This window comes from Kitasatospora mediocidica KCTC 9733 (assembly GCF_000744225.1).
Taxonomy (GTDB): Bacteria; Actinomycetota; Actinomycetes; order Streptomycetales; family Streptomycetaceae; genus Kitasatospora; species Kitasatospora mediocidica.
On the sequence record NZ_JQLN01000006.1, the window covers coordinates 592725 to 613773 of the forward strand.

At 72.1% G+C, this 21049-nt stretch carries 25 protein-coding genes; 4 read left to right on the plus strand and 21 right to left on the minus strand.

The genetic code is table 11. From position 1 onward, the window contains the following. Positions 1-40: 40 nt before the first annotated feature. The 15 genes from BS80_RS28940 to BS80_RS29010 form a co-directional block, all read right to left on the minus strand. Entirely contained in the window at positions 41-1081 is a 1041-nt protein-coding gene (locus tag BS80_RS28940) for a phosphotransferase (protein WP_083975486.1), read from the minus strand. Beyond that, positions 1068-2162 carry a glycosyltransferase gene (locus BS80_RS42085; protein ID WP_035803595.1) on the minus strand — a complete coding sequence of 365 codons (1095 nt, stop codon included), beginning with the start codon at positions 2160-2162 and terminating at the stop codon, positions 1068-1070. Before BS80_RS42085 ends, BS80_RS28940 begins: the two co-directional genes overlap by 14 nt. Further along, a complete protein-coding gene (locus tag BS80_RS28950) occupies positions 2156-2929 on the minus strand; it encodes a hypothetical protein (RefSeq protein WP_051967330.1) in 774 nt (257 codons plus the stop codon). The genes BS80_RS42085 and BS80_RS28950 overlap by 7 nt, the downstream gene beginning before the upstream one ends. After that, positions 2926-3879 carry a hypothetical protein gene (locus BS80_RS28955; RefSeq protein WP_051967331.1) on the minus strand — a complete coding sequence of 318 codons (954 nt, stop codon included), beginning with the start codon at positions 3877-3879 and terminating at the stop codon, positions 2926-2928. The genes BS80_RS28950 and BS80_RS28955 overlap by 4 nt, the downstream gene beginning before the upstream one ends. Before the next feature lie 59 nt (positions 3880-3938). Beyond that, entirely contained in the window at positions 3939-4892 is a 954-nt protein-coding gene (locus BS80_RS41210) for a hypothetical protein (protein WP_157536659.1), read from the minus strand. Further along, positions 4889-5749: a polysaccharide deacetylase family protein gene (locus tag BS80_RS41215; RefSeq protein WP_035803597.1), complete on the minus strand. Its 861-nt coding sequence runs from the start codon at positions 5747-5749 to the stop codon at positions 4889-4891. Before BS80_RS41215 ends, BS80_RS41210 begins: the two co-directional genes overlap by 4 nt. Further along, positions 5743-6897, minus strand: a complete 1155-nt coding sequence (locus BS80_RS28970; RefSeq protein WP_083975492.1) for a nucleotidyltransferase family protein — start codon at positions 6895-6897, stop codon at positions 5743-5745. Before BS80_RS28970 ends, BS80_RS41215 begins: the two co-directional genes overlap by 7 nt. Next, complete coding sequence (locus tag BS80_RS28975) at positions 6894-7838, minus strand: hypothetical protein (RefSeq protein WP_198045644.1); 945 nt, start codon at positions 7836-7838, stop codon at positions 6894-6896. Before BS80_RS28975 ends, BS80_RS28970 begins: the two co-directional genes overlap by 4 nt. Before the next feature lie 8 nt (positions 7839-7846). Then, complete coding sequence (locus tag BS80_RS28980; protein ID WP_035803603.1) at positions 7847-9115, minus strand: M16 family metallopeptidase; 1269 nt, start codon at positions 9113-9115, stop codon at positions 7847-7849. Positions 9116-9522: 407 nt separating this feature from the next. Next, positions 9523-10326: an ABC transporter permease gene (locus BS80_RS28985; protein ID WP_035803605.1), complete on the minus strand. Its 804-nt coding sequence runs from the start codon at positions 10324-10326 to the stop codon at positions 9523-9525. Then, positions 10323-11135 carry an ABC transporter permease gene (locus tag BS80_RS28990; protein ID WP_083975496.1) on the minus strand — a complete coding sequence of 271 codons (813 nt, stop codon included), beginning with the start codon at positions 11133-11135 and terminating at the stop codon, positions 10323-10325. The genes BS80_RS28985 and BS80_RS28990 overlap by 4 nt, the downstream gene beginning before the upstream one ends. Next, complete coding sequence (locus BS80_RS28995) at positions 11132-12097, minus strand: ABC transporter ATP-binding protein (protein WP_035803606.1); 966 nt, start codon at positions 12095-12097, stop codon at positions 11132-11134. The genes BS80_RS28990 and BS80_RS28995 overlap by 4 nt, the downstream gene beginning before the upstream one ends. Next, positions 12094-13224: a hypothetical protein gene (locus BS80_RS29000; protein ID WP_035803608.1), complete on the minus strand. Its 1131-nt coding sequence runs from the start codon at positions 13222-13224 to the stop codon at positions 12094-12096. Before BS80_RS29000 ends, BS80_RS28995 begins: the two co-directional genes overlap by 4 nt. 292 nt (positions 13225-13516) lie before the next feature. After that, complete coding sequence (locus tag BS80_RS29005) at positions 13517-13906, minus strand: cupin domain-containing protein (protein WP_035804232.1); 390 nt, start codon at positions 13904-13906, stop codon at positions 13517-13519. Positions 13907-14002: 96 nt separating this feature from the next. Beyond that, complete coding sequence (locus BS80_RS29010; RefSeq protein WP_198045645.1) at positions 14003-14248, minus strand: hypothetical protein; 246 nt, start codon at positions 14246-14248, stop codon at positions 14003-14005. 507 nt (positions 14249-14755) lie between these two features. Here BS80_RS29010 and BS80_RS29015 point away from each other — a divergent pair. Then, the gene (locus tag BS80_RS29015; RefSeq protein ID WP_035803612.1) at positions 14756-15472 is read left to right on the plus strand and encodes a G1 family glutamic endopeptidase; all 717 of its coding nucleotides are present in this window, start codon (positions 14756-14758) and stop codon (positions 15470-15472) included. A gap of 169 nt (positions 15473-15641) precedes the next feature. Here BS80_RS29015 and BS80_RS42090 read toward each other — a convergent pair whose 3' ends face one another. From BS80_RS42090 to BS80_RS39810, 5 genes are all read right to left on the minus strand, one after another. Next, complete coding sequence (locus BS80_RS42090) at positions 15642-15809, minus strand: hypothetical protein (protein ID WP_198045646.1); 168 nt, start codon at positions 15807-15809, stop codon at positions 15642-15644. Between the two features lie 135 nt (positions 15810-15944). Further along, on the minus strand, positions 15945-16907 hold the full coding sequence (locus BS80_RS29020) for a phosphotransferase family protein (protein ID WP_035803614.1): 963 nt from the start codon (positions 16905-16907) through the stop codon (positions 15945-15947). Positions 16908-16947: 40 nt separating this feature from the next. After that, positions 16948-17217: a hypothetical protein gene (locus tag BS80_RS44160; RefSeq protein ID WP_408607441.1), complete on the minus strand. Its 270-nt coding sequence runs from the start codon at positions 17215-17217 to the stop codon at positions 16948-16950. A gap of 280 nt (positions 17218-17497) precedes the next feature. Further along, complete coding sequence (locus BS80_RS29025; protein ID WP_035803616.1) at positions 17498-17845, minus strand: hypothetical protein; 348 nt, start codon at positions 17843-17845, stop codon at positions 17498-17500. A 52-nt stretch (positions 17846-17897) separates the two neighbouring features. Next, positions 17898-18071, minus strand: a complete 174-nt coding sequence (locus BS80_RS39810; RefSeq protein WP_083975498.1) for a CsbD family protein — start codon at positions 18069-18071, stop codon at positions 17898-17900. Between the two features lie 341 nt (positions 18072-18412). Between BS80_RS39810 and BS80_RS29030 the strand changes: the two genes are divergently transcribed. Beyond that, positions 18413-19117, plus strand: coding sequence for a TetR/AcrR family transcriptional regulator (locus BS80_RS29030; protein ID WP_035803618.1), 705 nt, complete (start codon positions 18413-18415; stop codon positions 19115-19117). A 260-nt stretch (positions 19118-19377) separates the two neighbouring features. Here BS80_RS29030 and BS80_RS29035 read toward each other — a convergent pair whose 3' ends face one another. Beyond that, complete coding sequence (locus BS80_RS29035; protein WP_035803620.1) at positions 19378-19590, minus strand: hypothetical protein; 213 nt, start codon at positions 19588-19590, stop codon at positions 19378-19380. Between the two features lie 262 nt (positions 19591-19852). On the opposite strand from BS80_RS29035, the gene BS80_RS29040 reads away from it, so the two are divergent. Then, on the plus strand, positions 19853-20218 hold the full coding sequence (locus tag BS80_RS29040) for a PRC-barrel domain-containing protein (protein WP_035803623.1): 366 nt from the start codon (positions 19853-19855) through the stop codon (positions 20216-20218). A gap of 420 nt (positions 20219-20638) precedes the next feature. Further along, positions 20639-21031, plus strand: coding sequence for an STAS domain-containing protein (locus tag BS80_RS29045; RefSeq protein ID WP_035803625.1), 393 nt, complete (start codon positions 20639-20641; stop codon positions 21029-21031). Positions 21032-21049 lie beyond the last annotated feature (18 nt).

The following is a 21049-nucleotide window of genomic DNA, read 5'->3' on the forward strand; positions in this document are numbered from 1 at the left end:
ATGTCCGTGGTGGGTGCGTGGGCGGGTGGATGGGGGTCCGTCAGCGGGTGAGACCTGTCACGGCGGTGCGCAGGGCCTCCTCGATCTCCGCCAGGCGCCCGAGCAGGATCCGCGCGGCACGGTCCCGGAAGATCCAGAAGGCGTCCAGATCCGCCTGGAGCGGTCCGGGGTCCAGGTAGTGCTCCTTGACGCCGTACAGGCTGCGCAGCAGGTGCGCCAGCCAGACGCGGGCGCTGTGCACGAGGTCCTCGGCGCGGGCCGCCGGGTGTTCCCGCGCGTACGCCGCGACCAGGCGGCAGCCGTCCGCCGGCCAGCCGGGTGACTCGGCCACGCTCTGGGGGGCGAAGGCGATCCGGCCGAGCTCGTAGGCGGTCAGGAACGGGTCGGGTGGCCGGAAGTCCACGACGGCGACCAGCCGGTCGTGATCGAACATCAGATTGGGCGGGCTGTAGTCGCCGTGCAGCAGCTGGCTGGAGAGCGGCGGCAGGCCGGCCAGCAGGCCGGGGACCTGGCGGATCAACTCCCGGCGGCGGCGCAGGATCTCGGCCGAGCGGAGGTCGAAGGCACTGAGGGCGGGCCGGTCGGCGATGTGCAGCAGCAGCCGGTCGATCCGGTCCCGGGCGGCGTCCTGGTCGAACGCCAGCCAGGCACGGGTCTGCGGCGCGGGGTCCGCGGCGCGGGGGTGCCGGGCGAACCGGCGGTGGATGCGGGCCAGGGCGGTCCCGGCGGCGCTGTGCTGTCCGGGTGACAGGCGGGTGCGAGATCGGCCCGCCTCGACGTACTCCCAGACGGACAGCGGTCGTCGGCCCAGGTCGCACACCGTCCGTCCGTCGGCGGCGTGCAGCACCCGGGGGACCGGCACGCCGGCGCCGGCGGCCAGCGAGGACAGCTCGATCGCCGCCGCCTCGCGCCGGACGTCCGCGCCGGCGGGGTACTGCTTGACGAACAGTCGCCCGCTCGGCCCCTCGGCCAGGTAGTTGCTGGTGCCGTGCCCGGCGTGCAGCCGCCGCACGGCGTGCACGGCGAACCCGTACCCGGCGCTCACGGTGGCGGCCACCTCCTGCGGATCAGCCGGTTCCACGGTCGCGGCCCCCCTCGCCTCGCGGATCGGCGCGGTAGCGGTCGGCGAGGCGGATGTGCGCCTGGGCGATCCCCGTCCACCCGGCGGCCGCGTCCGGTTCGGGACGGCGGCCCCTGGTGTCCGGATGGGCGGCGGCGAGCGCGAGGCAGTGCGGCAACTCCGGTGGGGACTCGTGCAGGTAGCGGGGGTGGCCGTCGGTCATCTCCCGGATGCCCGGCAGCGCGGGGGCGACCAGCGGCACCCCGCACAGCACGGCCGTGCCGACCGAGGCGGGGTGGATCGTCTGCGCGAAGAACCGCTGGGCCCCGGCGCTGCGGTAGTTGCAGACGGCCACGGCCGCCGCGTCGTGCAGGTGCGTGACGTGCGCGGGGTCCACCCGGCCGGGCAGCCGGTGCACGCGTCCGCCGCGCCGCGCGAGGCGGGAGACCTCGGCCTCCAGGTGGTGGTCGCGGCAGGGGCCGACGACGAACAGCCGTCCGTCGGCGACCTCGGTGCGTAGGAACGCCTCGATGAGGCCGGGGACGTCCTTGTACGCGCTGATGTTGCCCAGCAGCAGGAACGCGTGGCTGTCCCGCATGGCCGCCGCCACCCGGGCGGGGCCGGGCGGCAGCGGCGCCGACGCGGGGGCCGGCAGACCGGCCCAGCCGCAGACCTCGACCCGGGCGCGCAGCCCGGGCAGGCCGCGCATGTGCGCCGCGTCCGCCCGGGTGTGGCACAGCACCGCGTCGGCCACCTCCAGCAGGCCCGCCACGACCGCCCGGTCGGCGTCCACCAGCTGCGGCACGTCGATGGGGTAGAGGTTGTGCAGTGTCCAGACGATCCGCCAGCCCCGCCGCCGCAGCCGGTGCAGCCGGGCGGTCAGTTCGGCGGCGAGCTGCGGGTCGGCCGTGCCGTCGCCGTCGCGGTACAGGCGCTTGAGCCGGTGCAGGTTGAGGACGCCCGCCTCCTGCGCCTCCAGCCCGTCCAGCCCGGGTTGGAATCGCAGGCCGAGCCGGTCGCCGACCGCCCGCTCGAACTGGGCGAAGTACGGGCTCGGCCAGCGGGGGTAGTCGCTGATCACCACCCAGGGGGCGCTCACCATGTCGCCTCCACCCAGGCGACGGCCTGCCGGTAGCGGGCCAGGCAGGCGGCCGGGGAGCGGTCCGCGCCGGTCCACTCGAAGGCCAGCTCGGGGCCCGGACCGGTGCCGTCGCGCAGGGACCGGTGCATGGATCCGTGCAGGGAGCGCAGCAGCAGTCGGTGGCCGGGAGCGCTGAACCCCTCGCCGTGGTCGGAGAGATGGACGACGATGGACCGGTCGATCAGCCAGTCCGCCAGCGCGCGGTCCGGGGCCGGTGCGCAGCGTTCGAAGCACAGGGAGTCGACCAGCAGCGCGGCCCGGGGGAGCGAGCCGAGCAGCCGGTCGACGTAGCCCAGCGCCTCGGGGGTGAACCAGTCCCGGGAGTGGAGTTCGATCAGCAGCGGCCGCCCGCGCAGCTCGGCCGTGCGGCCGGGTGGTGACCAGGAAGCGGGAGGGGTCGTCGCCAGCACCCGCACCGCCGGGGCGCCCAGTGACCTGCCGTGCTCGGCGACGGCCGCCAACTCGGTTGCCGCGGACGGGTCGCCGGCCAGCAGGTCGGCCAGCTCGACGTCGGCGGTGACCGCGGTGACCGGCACCGTGCGGTCGGCCAGCGCCCGCCAGCCGCCCACCTGCGCGGCGGTCCGCTGCGACAGGCGGTGACCGCGGGCCCCGCCGCGCAGGTGCAGGAAGGGGATCGCGTGGTCACGGGCCCAGGGCAGCAGCTGCTCCGGCGCCAGATCGCGCACCCCGATGCTGTAGAGGCCCATCGCCGGCGGCGCCGTGCTCATGACCGGCTCCAGTCGAGCAGGAGCAGCGGTGGCTGTGGGCGGCGGCCGGCCAGCAGCGCCCGGTACAGCTCGGGGGCGCGGTCGCCCGCGGTGACGTGGCACCAGGCGGCGAGCTGCTCGGGGGCGAAGTGCGCCGCCAGCCAGTCGCCGATCTCCTGGAACCGGGCCCGTCGTTCGGCCCAGCGCCGACCGGCCAGCTCGTGCATGCCCAGGACGTGGAGGGCCCCGCGGTGCACGCGCGGGGCGTCCAGCGGCTCGTCCGCCTGCGGTGTGCCCAACAGCCCCACGGTCGCTCCGGGTGCGGCCGCCGCCAGCGCCTGGGCGAGCCGTCGGCCGGTGCACTCCAGGACCAGTGCGGCCGAGCCGTCCGCCACCGCCGGGACCACCCGGACCCCCGCCAGCGCGGCCACGGCGGGCCACGGCCGAGCCGACCGGACGTCGACCCGCGGTGCTCCGCGCCGCAGGAGTTCCAGGACGGCGCCGAGGGCGACGGGACCGCTGCCCAGCACCACGGGGGCCGGGGCCGCCGGATCGAGTCCGCGCTCGCCCAGGCCGATGGCCGCCATCAGTTGGAATCGTGCGGCGGCGGCGATCTGTGTCCCGTGGGTGGTGGCGAGAGTGTCGGGGTCGGTGGGATCGACCCGGCCGCCGTGCGGATCGGGGGTGATCCGGACGCCGCCGGTGGCCGACGCCGACAGCGCCATGTAGCCGGCGGCCTTCGCCACGCCGGGGCGTCCGGTGAGCAGTTGGCGCAGCTCGGTACCTGGGCTGACCAGGCTCGCGGTGCAGGTCGGGCGGTCGGTCCGGGCAGCGGGCTGGGGCGGGGCCAGGAGCACCTGGCCGTCGCGGAACCAGACGCGCGCACCGGCCGGTGGGCGCTGGTCCGTGCCGTGGTGGGCCGGGGGCTCACCGTCGCCCGGCCGGCCCCGCTGCTGTGGGGGTGGTGGCATGTCCTGCCTTCGCTCGGTGGGAGGGACGCTCGCGGTCGCTGGTCGGGGCGGGGCCGGTGTCACCGCCCCGACCGGGCGGCGGGCTCGATGACGTTTTCGATGCGGGTGGCGATCTGGGTGGGCGTGCCGAGCGCGGAGAGCACGAGGAGTTGGTCGGTCAGCCGGGTGGTCAGTGCGAGACGCGTGCGGGTCAGTTCCGGCGGCTCCAGGCAGCGCAGCGGCGTGTCGTCGCGGCGCAGCACCCGGTCCAGCTGATGGCCGCTCGCCTGGTACAGCCAGGAGTGCCGCAGGTGGCGGTCGACCTGCCGCAGCTCCGGCCGGCTGCGCCGGTCCACCCGTACGTGGACCAGCCGCACCGTGCGGCTGCCGGACGGCCCGGCGGGCGCGGGCGGGAGCAGGGGGCCGATGTCGGTGGTCTCCCCGGCGGCGGCCGTTCTCGGGAGGTAGCGGAGTGCCGTGCGGGGCAGGTAGCGGACCACCTCCGCGCTGCGTACCACGAAGGCCGAGGTGCCGCCGAGGTACTGCGGCGGGCCGTCCGGCGGGACCCGCAGCAGGCACACGTCGCCGGAGAGTGGCTGCCAGCCGCGCTGGTGCAGGGCCAGCGCGGTGAGGGTCTTGCCCGCGCCGTGCCCGCCGAGCAGCAGCACCACCTGGTCGCGGCGGGCGACGGCGACCGCGTGCAGGGTGAGGACGCGCCGGCCGAGATGACGGCAGTGCAGCACTGCGTTGAGGAACCGGCGCACGTCGTCCGGCTGCGCGGTGTCCGGCAGGAGCACGCTGGCGAAGTCCGCGGCGGCCCGGAACCCCGCGGTCCCCGGTGCCGACGGGTCGTCGGCCGGCCGGCGGCCGCAACCGCAGCAACTCACCGCTGCGCCAGGCAGGTTCGCGGTGATGCCGGGCCACGCGCCGTGCAGCGAGCCGGGCGCGCGGACGTGGAGCGGGCCGCTCACGGTGGCGATGTCCCAGGCGCCCCGCGCGGGCACGGCGGACGGCGCGGGCGCTGCCGGGGTCATCGCGCGCCGCCCTTCGGCAGGCACTGGACGAGGCGGTCGGCGAGGCCGGCGACGGTGCTGAACTCCACCGGGCCGAGCTCCTCGCAGCGCCGCAGCAGCCGGGTGGTGAAGTGGGCGAAGTCCTCGCACCAGGTGCCGTCGGCCTGCAGGAAGTCCCACCAGTGGAAGGTCAGCACGCCCACGCCGGCGGGCGCCGCGATCGCCATGACGGCGTCGGCGAGCTCCTCCGCGCACGGTCCGTGCCGTCGCACCCGCTGGTAGGACACCCCGGTCGTCTGGTAGACGTCCAGCGCCCCGCCCACGACGCGCAGCGGGCGGCGGCGCTTGGCCTCGGCGCGGTGGTCCGCCCGGGCGGGGTCCAGGCCCAGCGCGGCGACCTCGCCGTCGGAGACGGCGCGCGACACGTGGAAGCCCTGGGCCAGGCAGTGCTCCCGGAGCGCGGGGTCGAGGTGGTTGTGCGGCGGGATGAGCGTGCGGGTGCCGAAGCGGGCCCGCCAGCTGTGCAGGCAGTCGGTCAGCCGGGCGACCCGTGTGGGGGAGGGGGCCACCAACTCGGCGACGGCGGGACCGGCCGGGGAGCGGTGGTCGGCGTGGGTCAGGCCGTGCAGGGCGATCTCGGCGCGTTCCTGGGCCCGGCGGTCGTCCAGGTAGTCCAGCAGGGCCTGCCGCGCGGCGGTGGAGCGGCCGCCGGTGATCTCGCGGAGGGAGGCGGCCGGGCCCAGGCAGCCGTGGGCGGGGAACGGGATGGTCCCCAACACGACCGGGCGCCCCGCCCAGACCCGGTCGTCCAGTGCACGCAGCACGGTGAGCGGTGTGCGGCCGTGGACGTCGTCCAGCCGCAGGCACAGGGTCACCACGACAGGCCCGCCGGTTCGCCGGCGGACGGTTCCAGGGCCTTCAGCGCGGCCTGGTAGAGCCGCTGGTCCACCCGTTCCCGGCCGACCAGCAGGAAGTCCGCGACCGGGCTGCGGAGCAGCACCCCGGACGCGAAGTCCTCGATCCGGGAGACGAGTTGGTCCGCCTGGTCGGTGCCGTGCACGGCGCGCAGGTACAGCCCGTGCACGGGCAGGCCCTGCGCCATCCGCTGGCGGACATCGCCGTCGGCGGCATTGACGGGGGAGTTGACGGGGGTTGCCGGCCGGGCCGGCGTGGTGGCCCGGCGTGCGGTCTCGGCCCGGGCCGCCGCCCGCAGTGGTTCCATCAGCCGGGGGGAGGGCGCGCTGAGCAGCCCGGGATGGGAGCAGGCGTAGTCGACGAGTTCCAGCAGCTCCGGCGCCAGCAGGTAGGCGCGGGCCGCTGCCACCACGGCGGCCGGCTGCGGCGCCCGGGGGGAACCGAGCAGGACCGCCACGTCGATGGCGTCCTTCACCCCGAAGGGGTGCTGGAACCGCTCCTCGGCGAGGGCGAGCAGGTCGGCGACGGCCGGATCGGCCGGCGCCCCGCGACGGACCGGGATCCGCTCCAGGTCGCCGGCGTGGACCACGGTCGCCACCTCGATCTTGTGGTCGGGGTCGAGCAGGGGGTCCGGGGCGGGCCAGCACAGGGTGGCGACCAGGTCGCGGTCCGTTCCCCGGGTCAGCAGCGAGACATGCAGGAGGTCGGGGGTGTGAGCGGCGGCGACCTCGCGCACCACGCGCCACAGGGCCGCCTCGTCGGGCACCAGCAGGTCCAGGTCGCACATCGAGCGCACCAGCGGCGAGGGGTAACGGCGGGCCAGCGCAGGCCCCTTGACGATCCGGGCGGTGGCCGAGCGGGCGGCGCGGGCCGCCACCTGCTCGTAGTAGGCGATGCGGTCGCGGGCCCGGCGGACCTCGTCCTGGGAGCCGCTGCCGAGGGTGTGTCCCTCGGCGGCGGCCACCGAGAGGGCCACCGCGGCGAATCCGGGGGCGACCGCGCGGGCGGCGCGGACCACCGCGCGTGGCGTGGACTCCTCGTCCAGGCCGAGCATGCCGCGCAGGATGTCCAGGTCCAGGGTGAACGTGGCGAGCGGTCCTTCGGTCATCATCGGGCACCACCCGGGACGCTGTGCCGCTGCTGCGCGCCGCGCCGCCGCGCGCCTGCGGGCCGCAGCGGCCGGCACCAGTACGAGTGCCGCAGCTGCCACCCGTTGTCCAACAGTGACTCCAGGACCCGCTGGCCCTCGGCGCGCTGCCGGGACGGCCGGGGGTGCACCACGTGACCGACCAGCGGCAGGCCGAAGCCGTCGGCGAGCGCCTGGCAGGCGTCGACCAGCGCGGCGGTGGCGTCCCTGCGCTGCTGCGGGGGGTCGACCAGGATGTCCAGCAGCTCGACGAACGACTCACCCCGGACGTCGTCGCGGGCGGCGCAGAGCAGCGTCGCGTGCCCGATCGCCGTCCCGGTCGCCGTCGCCGTCGCCGTCCCGATTGCCGTCGCGGTTGCCGTCCCGCTCGCCGTCCTGGTCGCTGTCGCGCTGGAGCGCGCTATCAGCGAGCGCCGGTCGGGGGCCGAGAGGATCCCCTGCGTCTGCGCGCGCGCCGCACCGTCGTCGAAGGTCCCGCTCTGGCTGGTGCAGGCGTTCTGGAAGGCCTGCACCAGCCAGTGGGCCACCTGCTCGTCGTCCCGCTCCTCGGCCGCCGTGACGACGATGCCGCCCCGCGCGGCGCGCGCGGGTGCGCAGGCGGCCCGGGTGCGCTGGACGTAGGTCAGGTGACGGGCCCAGCCGGCGGGCAGGTGGACGTCGCCCGGGGTGCGGACGACCGCGAGCGTACTGTCGGGGAACCGCGCGGCCAGCTGCCGTGCCAGCCGGCCCGCGCCGTCGGCGGCGCTGAGCAGGGCGGGGTCCGCGTACTCGACCAGGCACTGGCGCTCGCCGCTGAGCGGCTCCAGGTACTCCCCGGCCACGCAGGGGTGTCCGCCCACGTCGATGATCAGGCCGGCCTCCTCGGCGGCCTGCCGGTACTCCTCGCAGATTCCCGGCGGCGTCATCGGCGGCGTCATCGGCGTGCCTCCGGCCGGACGACGAGGTTCAGTTCCGCGAGCAACTCGGCTGCGGCCCGGCGGATGTCGTCGGCAGTGACCCGCCGCAGGGCCGCGGTCTCCTCGTCGACGCAGGCCGGCGCGGTCCGGTCCAGGGCGCGCTGCGCCAGCAGGCGGGCGTGTTCCAGCGGGCTCTCGCTGCGTACGGTCAGCTGCATCGCCGCCTGCCTGCGGGCCGCGTCGAGGTCGGCCTCGTCCGGTCCGTCGGCGGCGAGCTGTTCGAGCAGGCCGACGACGACGGCCACCACGTGCGGGCCGTTGCGGGTCTCGGTGCCCACCAGGACGCGCCAGGCGCCGGACTCCTGGTAGCCGCGCGACCAGGCGGCGAAGGCGTAGGCCAAGGCGGCTTCCCCGCGCAGTGCCCGGTAGAGCCGGGAGGAGGGGCTCGACCCGAGCAACTGGGCGAGGACGACGAAGGCGTGGCGCTGTGGAGCGGTGCTGTGGGGGGCCCGCGCGCCCAGGGCGAGCCAGCAGAAGTCGTCCTGCGGCCAGCTGACGTCCAGATCGCGGCGCAGCAGCGGCAGTTGGTGGCCGGTGCGCTGTTCCGGTGGGGGCTGTTCCGGTGGGGGTCCGCCCGCCCGCACGGCCAGCTCCGAGGCATGGACGACTGCCCGCACCGCCTCCTCGGACATCCCGCCCACGCTGACCAGTGCCATGTCACGGCGTAGGAAGTCCCCGCTGTGCACCGCCGCCAGGCCCCCGGCGTCGATCCGGTTGAGCTCCTCGACGCTCCCGCCGACCGGTCGCCCGAGCGGATGGCCCTGGAACAGCCGTGCGAGAAAGGCGTCCTGGACGACGTCGCTGGGGTCCGCCGCAGCGGAGGCGAGCTCCTGAAGCACCACTTGGCGCTCGGCGGCCAGGACGGAGGGCGTGAGCGCCGGTGCCGCGACCGCGAGCAGCAGCCGTTCGAGCACCGCGGGAGCGTCCTCGGTGAGCACCCGCGCCTCGAAGAGCATCGTCTCCAGGCCGGTGACGGCGTTGGACTCCCCACCGCCGCGCTCGGTGTACTCGCTCAGCGAGCCCGCTCCCGCCATCGGTGCGGTCATCAGCAGGTGTTCGAGGAGGTGGGCCGCCCCGTTCCCGCCCGCGGGGTCGTGCCGGGCGCCGAAGCCCACGGCCAGACAGAAGGAGGTCGTCCGCAGACGCTCGTCGGGGCGGCTGAGCACCGTCAGCCGGTCGGAGACCGGGAGACCGCGGCGCCGGGAGTTTTCGACGACCTGGGGCACGGGACACCTCTCTTGGACAACGTCGTGCGGGCGTGGTGGACGCCCCGCCGGGGAGGGGGAGGGATGGCCGGCCCCCTCCCCGGCGGAGCGGTCCGTCAGGTGCCGGACTTGATCGTGATCTTCTCCAGGCGCGGACGCAGGCTGACCTTGTGGTTGCGCTCCATTTCTCCTCCTTCCCGTGGGAAATGACCGGTGAAATGCGCGGCTGGTAGCAGTCGCGTATTCAGCGGACGCTTTATGGTAAGCATGCTGACTGCTTCCCGTGCAAGGGTCTTGTTGAAGATTGTTTGGACGTTCGGAAATCCCTGAAAAATGGCAGCCGAAAGTCAGTGGTGAGTGCCGGTGAAGAACGGTCTCCGTTTTCCTGTTTATCATTCAGGCCAGGTCGTCGCGGGCTCACTGTGGGATCATTGACCGAATTCCAGGGAGCCGTCACGGCGCCCCCGCTCGGCGAATACCCGGAACGCCACGAAGGCTGCGGCCAGCCACCCGGCCCCCAGCAGGAGAACCGCCGCCGCCGGACGCCAGACCGCGCCGGCCGGTCCGCCGGCGGACAGCGCCGTCATCGCCCGAACCCCGTAGGTGACCGGCAGCACCGCCGCCAGCAGGCGGATCGGCGCGGGCCAGTAGTCCACCGGCACCTGGATGCCGCAGAAGGACATCATGGCGAGGTACGCCACATTGGAGGCGATATTCCGTAGCTGGGGGGCGTTGAGCACCAGGACGCCGAGGACGAGACCGAAACAGTAGCTCCCCACCGCCGTCAGCAGTTGCAGCAGGACGACCGCCGGGATCTGAACGGCGGTCCAGTCGATACCGAACAACGGACCCAGCGCCAGCAGGGCGATCGAGGAGGTCGCCACGCCGCTCGCAATCCATTGCAGACTCCTGCCGAAGAACACGGGGGCGAGGTCGGCCGGCGAGGCCACCAGCAGCGGGAGCGTTCCCGCCCGGCGCTCCCAGACGCTGGAGGCGACGACCATCATCGCCTCCACCACGCAGGTCATCACCGCATTGCCGATGAACCGGGAACGCGCCTGGTCGGGTGCCCCCAGCACCCGCCCGGCCAGGGTGAAGAAGACGACCTGGGAGAGCATCCGGCCGACCCAGCCGAAGGTCCACGACCTCCAGGTGTAGGTGGCCGCGAAGTCGGCCGCCGCGTTCCGCGCGCTGTAGCCGACGACGCGCAGCGACTGCACCAGGGCACTCATGCCTGCCCCAGGGTGCCCAGCACCCGCACCCGCCACAGCACCCGCCGCATCAGCAACCGGCCGGCTCCGAACCCGGCCGCGCCCAGCACCAGCACGGCCGTCAGCCGGCCGGGCAGGTCGGGTATGTCGGGCCGGGCGAGCGAGTCCCGTAGCAGCCCGGCACACCAGGAGAGGAAGACCACCCGGGTGAACGGCCGCAGCCAGCCCGGGAGGAAGCTCACCGGGACGAGCACTCCGGCGAGCAGGTAGACCGGGTAGCTGAGGGTGTTCTGGAAGATGCGGGCGGAGCGGGCCAGCACGAACACCGCCGCCATCATGGTGGCCGTTCCCGCCATGGCGAGGAGGGTGGTCGCCAGCGTCGCCAGCAGCGCGAGCGGATGGGGGAGGCGTACGACGACGCCGAAGCAGAGCCAGGCGACGAGCCAGGTCTCCACGAAGGCGAACACGCTCAACGTGACGGCCGCGCAGATCCGGCCCAGGACCATGACGGACAGTGAGGCGGGCGTCGCCACCAGGCCTTCCAGGGTCCCGTTGCCGCGCTCCTTGCTGATCAGGTCCCCGGCCACGAACAGCGACATGCTCCAGACGGCGATGAGCACCGGAGCCGCCACCGCGTACGGGGCCAGGGCGGAACGGTCCGCCTGCTCCGTCATGGAGAGGAACATCAGGCTGAAGAACGGAGCCGTCACCAGCACGGCCAGGTCGCCGGGCGAGCGGCGCATCATCAGGCACTGGAGGCGGAAGGACGCTGCGAACGTCCGCACGGCCCGCACCAGCTCCGCCATGTGCATCGTCCTGACCGTCGTCACCGGCCGACCTCCATGCCGCGGTTCCCGATGAGTTTGAGGTAGACCTCCTCCAGGCCGGGCCGGGTCGTCGTCAGGGACGTCGCCCCCCGGTCCAGGAGCAGACCGATGACCGCTTTGGTCGCCTCCGTCGCGGTGGTCTCCACCCGGTACCTGCCGGGGGAGAGGGTGGTCACGGCGACCACCCCCGGCAGGGCGGGCAACCCCGGCAGGGCGTCGGCGGTGGGGCTGTCGAATTCGATCCGCTCGTTGCGCGACACCAGGGCACCCAGCGCCCGCGGGTGCTCGGTGGCCAGGGCGCGCCCGCCGTCGATCAGGGTCACCCGGTCGCAGACCGCCTCGGCCTCGGCCATGTCGTGGGTCGTCAGCAGGATGGTGCGGCCTTCGGCGCGCAGTTCGGCCACCAGCAGCCGGAAGTCGCGCGCGGCGACCGGGTCCATGCCGGTGGTCGGCTCGTCGAGCAGCAGCAGCCGGGGATCCCCGACCAGGCCTCTGGCCAGGTGCAGTCGCTGCTTCATGCCCCGGGAGAAGCCGTCGACCTTCTCGTCGGAGCGCTCGGAGAGGCCGACCCGCGCGAGCAGCATCTCGGTACGGGCCAGCAGGGCGCGGCGCGGCAGGCCGTACAGGGCGCACCAGTAGTGCAGGTTCTGACGGGCTGTCAGCCGGGAGTACAGGCCGCGCTCCCCGCCGAAGACGACGCCGACCGACTGACGTACCTGCCGGGTCCGGGACACCACGTCGTTCCCGAACACCCGGACGCCGCCGGAGGTGGGCAGCAGAACGGTGGCGAGGATCTTGCACAGCGTCGTCTTGCCGGCTCCGTTCGGGCCCAACAGCCCGTGCACGGTGCCCTCGTCCACCCGGAAGTCCAGGGCGTGCAGGGCCACGACCTCGCGCTGCCCGCCGCCCCGGCCCCGCCCGAGGTCGTAGGTGCGCCGCAGGGCGACGGCCTCCACGGCGGTCACCGCGCCGCCTCCGCCAGTCCCAGAGCGTCGCAGACCTCGGCCCAGAACCGCGGCATGTGCTCGTTGGCGTCGGGCCCGTACCGCACGCTGACCACGGGAAGCCTCTCCAACTCCCGGCAGGGATCGTCGTCGGAGCTCTGGCCGCCGTCCGCCTCGCGGGCCGGGAACAGGGACCGGTCGATCAACCCGAGGAAGTCGGTCATGAACTTCAGCTCGCCCGCGTTCGCCAGGAACCGCCGGCTCCACCCGGCGGGTTGGCCGGACACCCGCTCGATGGTCCAGCCGCGCCGCTCCTGCTCCGGATGCGGCAGTACCACCGCTGCGGGCACCGCCTCCGCGACCATCGTCGCCCCCGTCAAACCCCTGAACTCGTCGAGATCGAGGTAGATCCGCTTCCTGGTGCGGTTCCCCCAGGGCAGTGACCGTGCCCCCTCGAACGATCCGGCCGGCGCACCGTGCCGCCGCAGGGCCGCCTCCTCGAAGCGGGCCCGCGCCGGATGGCCCATCAGCGCGGAGGTGCTCACCCCGAGGCGGTGCGGCCACCCGTGCACGCGCATCGACCGGTCGGCGCGCCCCGGTGCCCCGGCCAGGAAGACCAGATCGTCCGAAAGGACGTCCCACCCCGCACGGCTGCCCGCCAGGAAGCTCAGCGAGGACTTGCCGCCTCCACTCGGCGCCATGATCATCAACGCCCGGCCGGCGCGGGCGATCGCCGCACCGTGCAGGAAGACCGCCCCGCCCGCGAGCACCCCGGCGGCCAGTACGAACTTGAGGAAGCGCACCACGGGTCTGACGGCGACGGACTCGGCACAGGGCACCGCCAGTTCGACGCCCGCGACACCCGGGACCGCGCTGATCAGTATCGGAGGGTGCTCCCCGTCGTCCTGGACGACGACCACCCGCTCGGCGCGGTACTCCAGGACGGACACCCGCGTCTCGTCCAGCAGGAGCCGCGGCGCCCGAGGATCGACGGCGGGCACGCCACCGGGCCCCGCCGCCACGACCCGGACGGTGAACAGGTCCGTGCCCGGATCCGACGTGAAGGTGAAGGTGGGGCTGAGCAACCGGGCGGCCCAGGCAGCGAGTTCGGGTATCTCGCTCTCCACTCTGATGGAGGCGCCGGCCACACTCAGACCGAACAGGGATTCGCTCCCCGGGGAGGATTCTGATGTGCCGTCCGAATCGCACGTGGCAAGGCGGTTGCTCATTGCGGCCTCAATATCCGAAGAGGGACCCAACTCGCCACAATGCTAGTGTACGTACTATTTGCATGGATAGGGTGCGGCTGCTGTTATTTCGTTGGGGGCGTAAAAATTCAGTCAAGGCCTCTCGCTATAAGGCATGATGACAACTGATCATAATGCCTTATATGATAAATGTATGATGGTGCGTCGTATTGAGAGCTCGCTCCGGCGATGTTCACCAGCGACCGGTTTCGAATCTGGCCTCATGAGGGCTGTCCGAGGGCCACGCCGGCACAGTTGCCGCGACCACCCGCAGTCCCTGAAGCCCTGCCCGGAACTGAAACGTGGTGCCCAGCGGGATCGTCAGGCAGACCCCGGGCTCCAGCCCGGTGACCTCCTCCCGTCCGTCCTGGCGGCGCCACATCTCGCCTGCCCCTGAGACGACGAACCAGATCTCCTCCACGGTTGCGTGGGACACCGCCTTCGCGGTCTGCCCCGGCGTGAGCTCGAACTGGGCGAAGCTCGCCACCCCGGGAAGCACGCAGAGCGGCCGTACCGCCGAACCGTCGGGCGCGGTGATCTCAGGGGCGGCGTCGAGACGTGCAGTTGTGAATCGTTCGGTCATGCGTCTCACGATAGAACCGCCAACCGCGGCGTGGCCGTCGGCGAGCGTGAAGCGGATCAACGCCGTGATCCAAGCCTGAGGCAGCGAAGGCGAAGATCAAAAAGGAACCGACAGTCCGGCCTTGCGCAACTGGGACAGGGCTTGGGACATGCAGTGCTGCACTGTCCTCCCGTCAGCACGCATGCCGTGCTCCAAGGGACCCCCGCTGGCGGCGAACGTCCACGCCGGCGCGTTGTCTGCCACCCTTTCGGCGTCCACTCTGATCATGGCATTCACGCCCTGCTCACCCAGCCATTCCAGGATGAGGAGTGTCACGTCCTCGATGCCGTCATCCTGGTCCATCTTTGGTCGGCGGTCCCGATGTCCTGTCACAACCCAGACCCTACCGAGGAGTCCGAGACAGTCGACATCCAGAGCTCGGGTAGTGCTGTGGCCGGCAACGTTCACCGGTTTGCCATGGACGAGCGGGCCCTCGCTCGGTGGGCGCCGAAGGCGTGTGGCGTGGCGTGGAACCGGGGGTGTGGAGCGGGCCATCCGTCGTCGTTCTGACGACCGGTCCGGTGCCGCATGGTCAGGGTGCCCGGGACGTCGTGGGCCAGGGGCGGCGGGCGGCACCGTTGACCCGCTGCCCGTCCCCACGGCCGTCCACTGAACCGCCGGTGCCGCCGGACGCCTGATGCGCTCATCAAGCCTCCGAGCTGGCACGACGATTCGCCCAAGCCCCAACGCTGTCAGGACTATTGACGGACTCATGACAGTCGGCCATCCTGTATTCCCACTCATCCCAGCCACCCCCACGGCTCGGATCGGCGTGTGAGCATCCTGACCGTCCCCCACGAAGGAGCCAGCATGCGCAAATTCCTGATAGGCGTCGCCACCCTCGCGGCAGCCGCAGCCACCATCGCCGCTCCCGCCGCGTCGACCACGGTGGCGGCCGCACAGGGGCTGTCGTTCCGCCCTCTGAGCTACAACACCAACGGCTACAACTGGGGTGGCTATGCCGCCACTGGTAGCGGCTTCACCTCCGTCTCGGCGAGCTGGACCGAGGCGAACGCGACCTGCAACTCCACCAACGACCTCTACGCCCCGTGGGTCGGCATCGACGGGTACGGCTCGTCCAGCGTGGAGCAGACCGGGGTGGCGACCGACTGCTCCAGCGGCAGCGCTGTGCACCAGGCCTGGTACGAGATGTACCCGGCGAACCCGGTCTACCTGAGCGTCAGTTCGTACCCGGTGGCGGCCGGCGACAAGATCGCCGCCTCGGTGACCTACGCCGGCAGCAACAAGTACACCTTGAAGTTGACCAACTCCACGCGGAGCTGGACCTACAGCACGAGCAAGACCCTCTCCGCGAGCCGTGCCAGCGCCGAGGTCATCATCGAGTCGCCGACCGGGGCCTATCCCAACTTCGGCACCCTGAACTTCACCTCGGCCATGGTGAACGGCAAGTCGCTCGGATCCGTCAACCCGGTCGCGCTCGACCCGTCGAACGGCGCCTACGAGGCCCGCACCAGCGCGCTCGGCTCCAGTGGCACGAGCTTCAGCGACACGTACCTGCGGGAGTAGTACTCGCACGTGCGCTGGGGCGCACAGCCGCCCCAGCGCACGCGGGCTCCCGAACGCCGAGTTGCCGTCGATGGGCCTGCGGCACACGCAGGTGCCGGGTCGTTCGACTCCACGCCCCGCGCGTCAACGGCGACTTCGACATCTACCGGACCTGGCGGGAGAAGCGCGCTCAAGGGTTCTTCAAGAACCTCACATAGAACGCCCCGAACACCAGGACGATCCCGACGTTCACCGTCAGTCTCGGCCAGAAATGGTGCCTGAAGAAGAGGACGTCCACGCCGACCACGACGGCTGCCATGGCGAGCACATACAGCACGACGGTCGCCTGTCTTCCCATTCTTGGATTCTACTATGCACTGTGCGTAGCCACCAGGATCGCACCACCTCCACTCCGCCCGCAGGCAGCAGGCCCCACGAGTGCCGGGCCACAGACCAGAACGGCCTTCGCGCGCGCCACTTCTTCCTCCTTGGCTCAGCCCAGTGCGTCCATCAGGGAGGTGACATAGGCGTCCAGCCGCTCCTCCACGGCTCGTGTCGTCAGCTCGGTCCGTCCTGTCTCCCTCCACGGCTGCGCCACCGACTGCACTTCCTCCGAGAACGCCAGTGGCGCCCGCACCTGCCAGTACAGCCGCTCGTCCGAGGCTGCTGCCAGCATCCCGCCGGCCTCCTGGTACGCCTCGGTGAAGCGCAGGCCCCACGCCGGGCCGTGCAGCAGCGCGAGATTGGTGGAGCAGTGCGCCACGTCCAGGTCCGCCGGGCCCCAGGAGGCCGCCGCCCAGTCGACGACGCCGGTGATCCGGGCACCGGCCGGGTCCTCGGGCGGCAGGTCAAAGAGCACGTTGCCGGGCTGGAAGTCCCGGTGCAGGAACCGCCCTTGGTAACGCCGCGCGGGCCTGCGAATCACGTCGATCGCGGCGGCCCAGACCGTGGCGTCGGCGTCCGCGGGGGTCACGACCGTATCGGCGGTCGTCAGCGCCACGTACTCCCGGGGCCGGACGGCCGGCCGCACCGCGTGGACCGCCACGAGTTGACGGGCCAGCAGGGGCAGGCGCGACTCCAGCCCCTCGTCGTCGAGGACCGTCCGGCCCGGCAGGTGGGTCATGAGCAGCGAGGGGTACTCGCAGTGCGCGGCGGTCGGATCGACGGCGACGAGTCCGGGAGCCTGCATGCCGGTTCCGGTGAGCGTGGTCAGGGCGTCGGCCTCCCTGTGCAGGAGGTCTTCGGCCGGCCCCTGCCGAGTCGGGCCGACGAACGAGCGCAGCACCAGGTGCCGGGTGCCTCCGTCCCGCGTGCCGATGGTCAGCCTCCGCATGTCGGCGGTGGCACCGCCGTGCAGCACCTCGGCTCCGACGATCCGCTCGCCGGCCTCCAGGTGCCGGCTCACCCAGGCCCGTGTCAACGGTCGGACAGCCGCCGCTTCATCATGATTGGTCACCGTGCCACCTCATCATCCGGACGGCTGCACGCGCGAACCCTTAAGCCGCCCGTCCGCGAGTCAGCGCGCGCAGGTGATGGGTGACCGCAACGTGACACATGCGCACGACCCTGCGGCAAGGACGGGAACGTGGTGGTGGTCTCTCCGCGCCGTGGTGGCCGGACTGTTGGTGGCGCTCCGCCGTGCGTAGTACCGTCCAGGGCAGTGCGAGCCAGCAGATCCCGAACCAGGCCAACACGGCGCCGGTGATGATCCATGCGGCCGGCGCGCGGACGGCCACGTCCAGCAGAAGCAGCAGCGCCGAGCCCACCGTCAGGGCGAGAGCACCAGCGCCAGCGAGATCAACCGGGCGGCCGCCTGGACGAGTTCGGGCTTCAGCCGAGCAGGTCCAGTGCGACGGGACACGTCCGGTCGGCCGCTGCGCCCGGGCGCGGCCTGGTGTTCAGTAGCCCCTGTGCCGGGCAGTGGCGGGTAGGTCCTGCGGGTCCTCTGGGTTCTTCTGGGCGCCCTGCTCGGTGTCGGCTTCCTTGTCGGCGCCGGGATGGTGCGGGGGCGGCCGGTGCGGGGCGGTCGCCCCCACGATCGGCGGGTCAGCGCCCTTGGGGTCCGTAGTAGGTGGCCAGGCCCTCACGATAGGTGGGGTCGCTTTTGTGGACGTCGGGGTCGTATTCCGGGGCGCCCTTGATCTGGTCCTTGGTGCGGTTCACCTGGATGCTCTGGTCGTCGTGGTCGACGCGGCTGACGGTTCCGGCCGGCAGCATCACGTGCTTGCCGATCAGCCACGGCTTGCAGTTGACGACGATGTAGGCGGAGCCGACGTCGTCGGTGGCGTCGTCGACCTTGCCGATGTGGCCGTCGCTCGCCTCGACCTTGTAGCCGGTGAGGTTCATGCCGGGTGTGTACTGCGATTCGGGGTTGTAGCCCCAGATGCTGGTCATGGTGCTGCTCCTTCGATCCCCCTGGGGTGTGAAGGGTTGAGCCGGGGGCCGGTCAGTGTTTGAAGGCGTCCTTGAGCTTGGCGCCGGCCTGCTTGGTGTCGCCCTTGACCTGGTCGGCGCGGCCTTCGGCCTCCAGGCTGCGGTCGCCGGTGGCGCGGCCGACCGTCTTCTTGACGCCGCCCTTGGCCGCTTCTGCCTTGTGGGCGACCTTCTTGGTGATGCTCATGGCTGACTGCCTTTCGTGTCGTGAGTCGTCCTGCCCCGGGGCGCGTGCAGTGCTCTCGCCGTGGCTGGTTCAACGCGAGCCGGGTGCCGTGCCCGAGCAGGTGCGGGCCGGGGGGTGCCCGCTGCTGATCACCGGTGTACCGGGACGCTGACGCTGGGCTGCCAGTCGGCGTGACAACGGGCGCGGCGATCAGGATGATGGGTCCGAAGCGACGATCATGACGATCTTCGAGCGATCTACGTCGTATATCTACAGTGAACTCCTGGACTAGACTGGTGTCTACATCGTAGGTCTGCGAACTTTATGTTCATCGCTGCTCTCACAGCGTAGGAAGGTGCGAGATGTCCCCGTCTCCGGCCGAGCCGGTCGCCGAGGAGTGCGAGCCACCCCCGAGTGGGAAGCTGAGCCGGGAGCGGATGCTCGCCTGCGCACTGGAGATCATCGACCGCGAGGGCATCGACAAGTTGTCCATGCGCCGTCTGGCCCGCGCGCTGCATCACGACCCGATGAGCCTTTACCGCTACGCGGCGAACAAGGCGGCCCTGCTCGACGGAGTCGCCGAGATCGTACTCAGCCAGCTCACCGTGGACCCCAGCGACACCGACTGGCTCGCTCAACTGCGTTCCGTTGCCCGGCAGTACCGCCGGCTGGCACTGGCCCACCCCCATGTCGTACCCCTCCTGGTCACCCGCCCCCTGGCCACCCCGCTGGCCCTGAGCCCCCCAGGCACCCTGCGGCCACTCGAAGCCATCCTCGCGTTGCTCACCGGGGCCGGTTTCAGCGGTCCTGACGCCCTGCACATCTACCGGGCCCTGTTCGGGCTGCTCCACGGCCATGTGCTCAACGAGCTCCAGGAAATCGTCGACAACCCGGAGGAGACCGACGACCTGCTGCGCCTGGGACTGCACCGGCTGCCGATCGGCGAATTCCCCCTCCTGCGCGGACTGGCGACGGCTCTGGCCTCCTACGACGGTGCCGCCGAGCTCGAAAGCGGCCTCGACATCCTCCTCAACGGCCTGACCGCAAAGCTCACCCCCACCACGTAGGACAGCAGGCACCGTCGATCGCGAACCGACCGGGAAGAGCGTGATCCCGGTCGGCAGCAAGGTCGGCGGACGCCGATCAGCGTGCGGGCGTCCTGCTGGGTCGGGCGGGCTTTCCCGGCTCCTCGGGGCGCTGGTCGTCCTGCTTCCGGTGCGGGGGAGGGCCCGGATTGACGGTCGGGGCGGGACCGCTCTGCCGGGGCTGGTGGTCGGCGGGGCCGGGATTGATACTCATCGACAACTCCGTTCTGGAACAGGTGCGTTCAGGGGGCCACGGTGTCGGCGGCCGGCGGCTCGTCGGCCCCGGGGCGGGGAGTCGCGCCGGAGGTGTTCTCGCGGTCGGTGCGGTTCTCGCGGTCCGAGCGGTCCGAGCGGTCTGTGGGGTCCGTGCCGTTCCGGGTGTACGTGCCCGACTCGTAGACCTCGCTGGGCAGGTGCTGCCGGTTCGTGTGGGTGCCGGCCGTTGCTTCGGACATGGCTTCTCCGATCGATCACGGCCTGCCAGGTGCGGGCCGCTGTTTCCTCGCCTGCCCCGAAATACGATGCGCAGGCGTCCCCGATGCGGCGGCCTCTGACGGTCCGTCCGCTTCGATCGCGTCAGTCCGATCGTGCTGATCCGATCGCGTCGATCCGATCGCGTTGTGGGGGATGAAGTCGAGACGGCGGGGCAGTCGCCGTGACGAGGAAACGCGGTTCCGGGAACAGCCCGGTGCGGCGCCACGAAATACGGGAGGCACCATGAGCGCCATCGAGATCTGGGAGTTCCGTTCGACGTCGGGTCACGTTGCCGGCAGCGATCTGGTCGGCTTCCACGTCGAGGCCACCGACGGTTCCATCGGCAAGGTCGACAAGCATTCCGAGGAGGTCGGCGCCGCGTACTTCGTGGTCGACACCGGCCCGTGGATCTTCGGCAAGCACGTCCTGCTGCCCGCCGGCATCGTCATTCAGGTCGACCCCGCCGCCAAGCGGGTCTATGTCGACCGGACCAGGGACGAGATCAAGAACGGCCCGGAGTTCGACCCGAAGACGCACGACACGGACACCGAGTACAAGGAGCGTTACGGCTCCTACTACGCCCCCTTCTACGGCGGCCCGGCCATCTGAAGCCCACGCTGCCGAAGCCACTTCGCCCGGGCAGAGTCGCCGTGCGGGTGACAGGTACGAGGTGACAGGTACGACGCGAGTTCCGGGGGACTCCGCTCCGGCCTCGTAATCTCTTCGACGAGAGGAATGCCCATGTACATCAGCCTTGGCACGGTCGTGCTGATCGTGATTGTCGTTCTGGTGGTCAGGGCACTGCGTCGCGGCTGACGCGGTGTGGCCTTCGGGTTCGGTGCCACAGCTTTCGGCCCCGGCTTCCCTCCCCGTCCCGGGGTCGGAGCCGGGGCCGCTGTCGTGGCCGACGCCTGGCGGGAGGAGGCCCTGCGCTGATCATGCCCGCCGGACCCGCGGACGCGTGCATGATCCCCGGCGCCCCGGGCAGGCGGACGGCGCCCTTTGCCCGACTGCCCAGGAGGCCCACCGATGTCTGCACCGATCTCCGACGACGCCACCGAGTTGACTGTGACCTGTGTGTGCCGGGACGAGCTGGCCGTGGTGTCGGTCACGGGTGAACTCGACGCCGATTCCGGCCCGTTGCTCCACGTCCACCTGGCCAATCAACTGGCCCACGGTCGCAGGCACCTGATCGTGGATCTGCGCGGTGTGCCGTTCATGGACTCCTCCGGGCTGAACGTCATCATCCGGGCCATGCGCGAGACCACACTCGCCGGCGGCAGCCTGGCCCTCGCCGCCCCGACCCCGGCCGTCAACCAGCTCTTCCGCCTGACCGGGATCAATCTCACCCACCCGGTCCACGCCGACGTCGAGTCGGCGATCGCCGCCCTCGGCCTGGAGCCGATGGGCGTGCCGGGGTGACCCGTGCGGGCGAAATAG

Bases quoted from the DNA above. Each gene is read 5' to 3' on its own strand.
- BS80_RS42085 (WP_035803595.1), bottom strand. From the start codon at position 2,162: ATGGTGAGCGCCCCCTGGGTGGTGATCAGCGACTACCCCCGCTGGCCG.
- BS80_RS28950 (WP_051967330.1), bottom strand. From the start codon at position 2,929: ATGAGCACGGCGCCGCCGGCGATGGGCCTCTACAGCATCGGGGTGCGC.
- BS80_RS28955 (WP_051967331.1), bottom strand. From the start codon at position 3,879: ATGCCACCACCCCCACAGCAGCGGGGCCGGCCGGGCGACGGTGAGCCC.
- BS80_RS41210 (WP_157536659.1), bottom strand. From the start codon at position 4,892: ATGACCCCGGCAGCGCCCGCGCCGTCCGCCGTGCCCGCGCGGGGCGCC.
- BS80_RS28970 (WP_083975492.1), bottom strand. From the start codon at position 6,897: ATGATGACCGAAGGACCGCTCGCCACGTTCACCCTGGACCTGGACATC.
- BS80_RS28975 (WP_198045644.1), bottom strand. From the start codon at position 7,838: ATGACGCCGCCGGGAATCTGCGAGGAGTACCGGCAGGCCGCCGAGGAG.
- BS80_RS28985 (WP_035803605.1), bottom strand. From the start codon at position 10,326: ATGAGTGCCCTGGTGCAGTCGCTGCGCGTCGTCGGCTACAGCGCGCGG.
- BS80_RS29005 (WP_035804232.1), bottom strand. From the start codon at position 13,906: ATGACCGAACGATTCACAACTGCACGTCTCGACGCCGCCCCTGAGATC.
- BS80_RS29010 (WP_198045645.1), bottom strand. From the start codon at position 14,248: ATGGACCAGGATGACGGCATCGAGGACGTGACACTCCTCATCCTGGAA.
- BS80_RS29015 (WP_035803612.1), top strand. From the start codon at position 14,756: ATGCGCAAATTCCTGATAGGCGTCGCCACCCTCGCGGCAGCCGCAGCC.
- BS80_RS42090 (WP_198045646.1), bottom strand. From the start codon at position 15,809: ATGGGAAGACAGGCGACCGTCGTGCTGTATGTGCTCGCCATGGCAGCC.
- BS80_RS29025 (WP_035803616.1), bottom strand. From the start codon at position 17,845: ATGACCAGCATCTGGGGCTACAACCCCGAATCGCAGTACACACCCGGC.
- BS80_RS39810 (WP_083975498.1), bottom strand. From the start codon at position 18,071: ATGAGCATCACCAAGAAGGTCGCCCACAAGGCAGAAGCGGCCAAGGGC.
- BS80_RS29030 (WP_035803618.1), top strand. From the start codon at position 18,413: ATGTCCCCGTCTCCGGCCGAGCCGGTCGCCGAGGAGTGCGAGCCACCC.
- BS80_RS29035 (WP_035803620.1), bottom strand. From the start codon at position 19,590: ATGTCCGAAGCAACGGCCGGCACCCACACGAACCGGCAGCACCTGCCC.
- BS80_RS29040 (WP_035803623.1), top strand. From the start codon at position 19,853: ATGAGCGCCATCGAGATCTGGGAGTTCCGTTCGACGTCGGGTCACGTT.
- BS80_RS29045 (WP_035803625.1), top strand. From the start codon at position 20,639: ATGTCTGCACCGATCTCCGACGACGCCACCGAGTTGACTGTGACCTGT.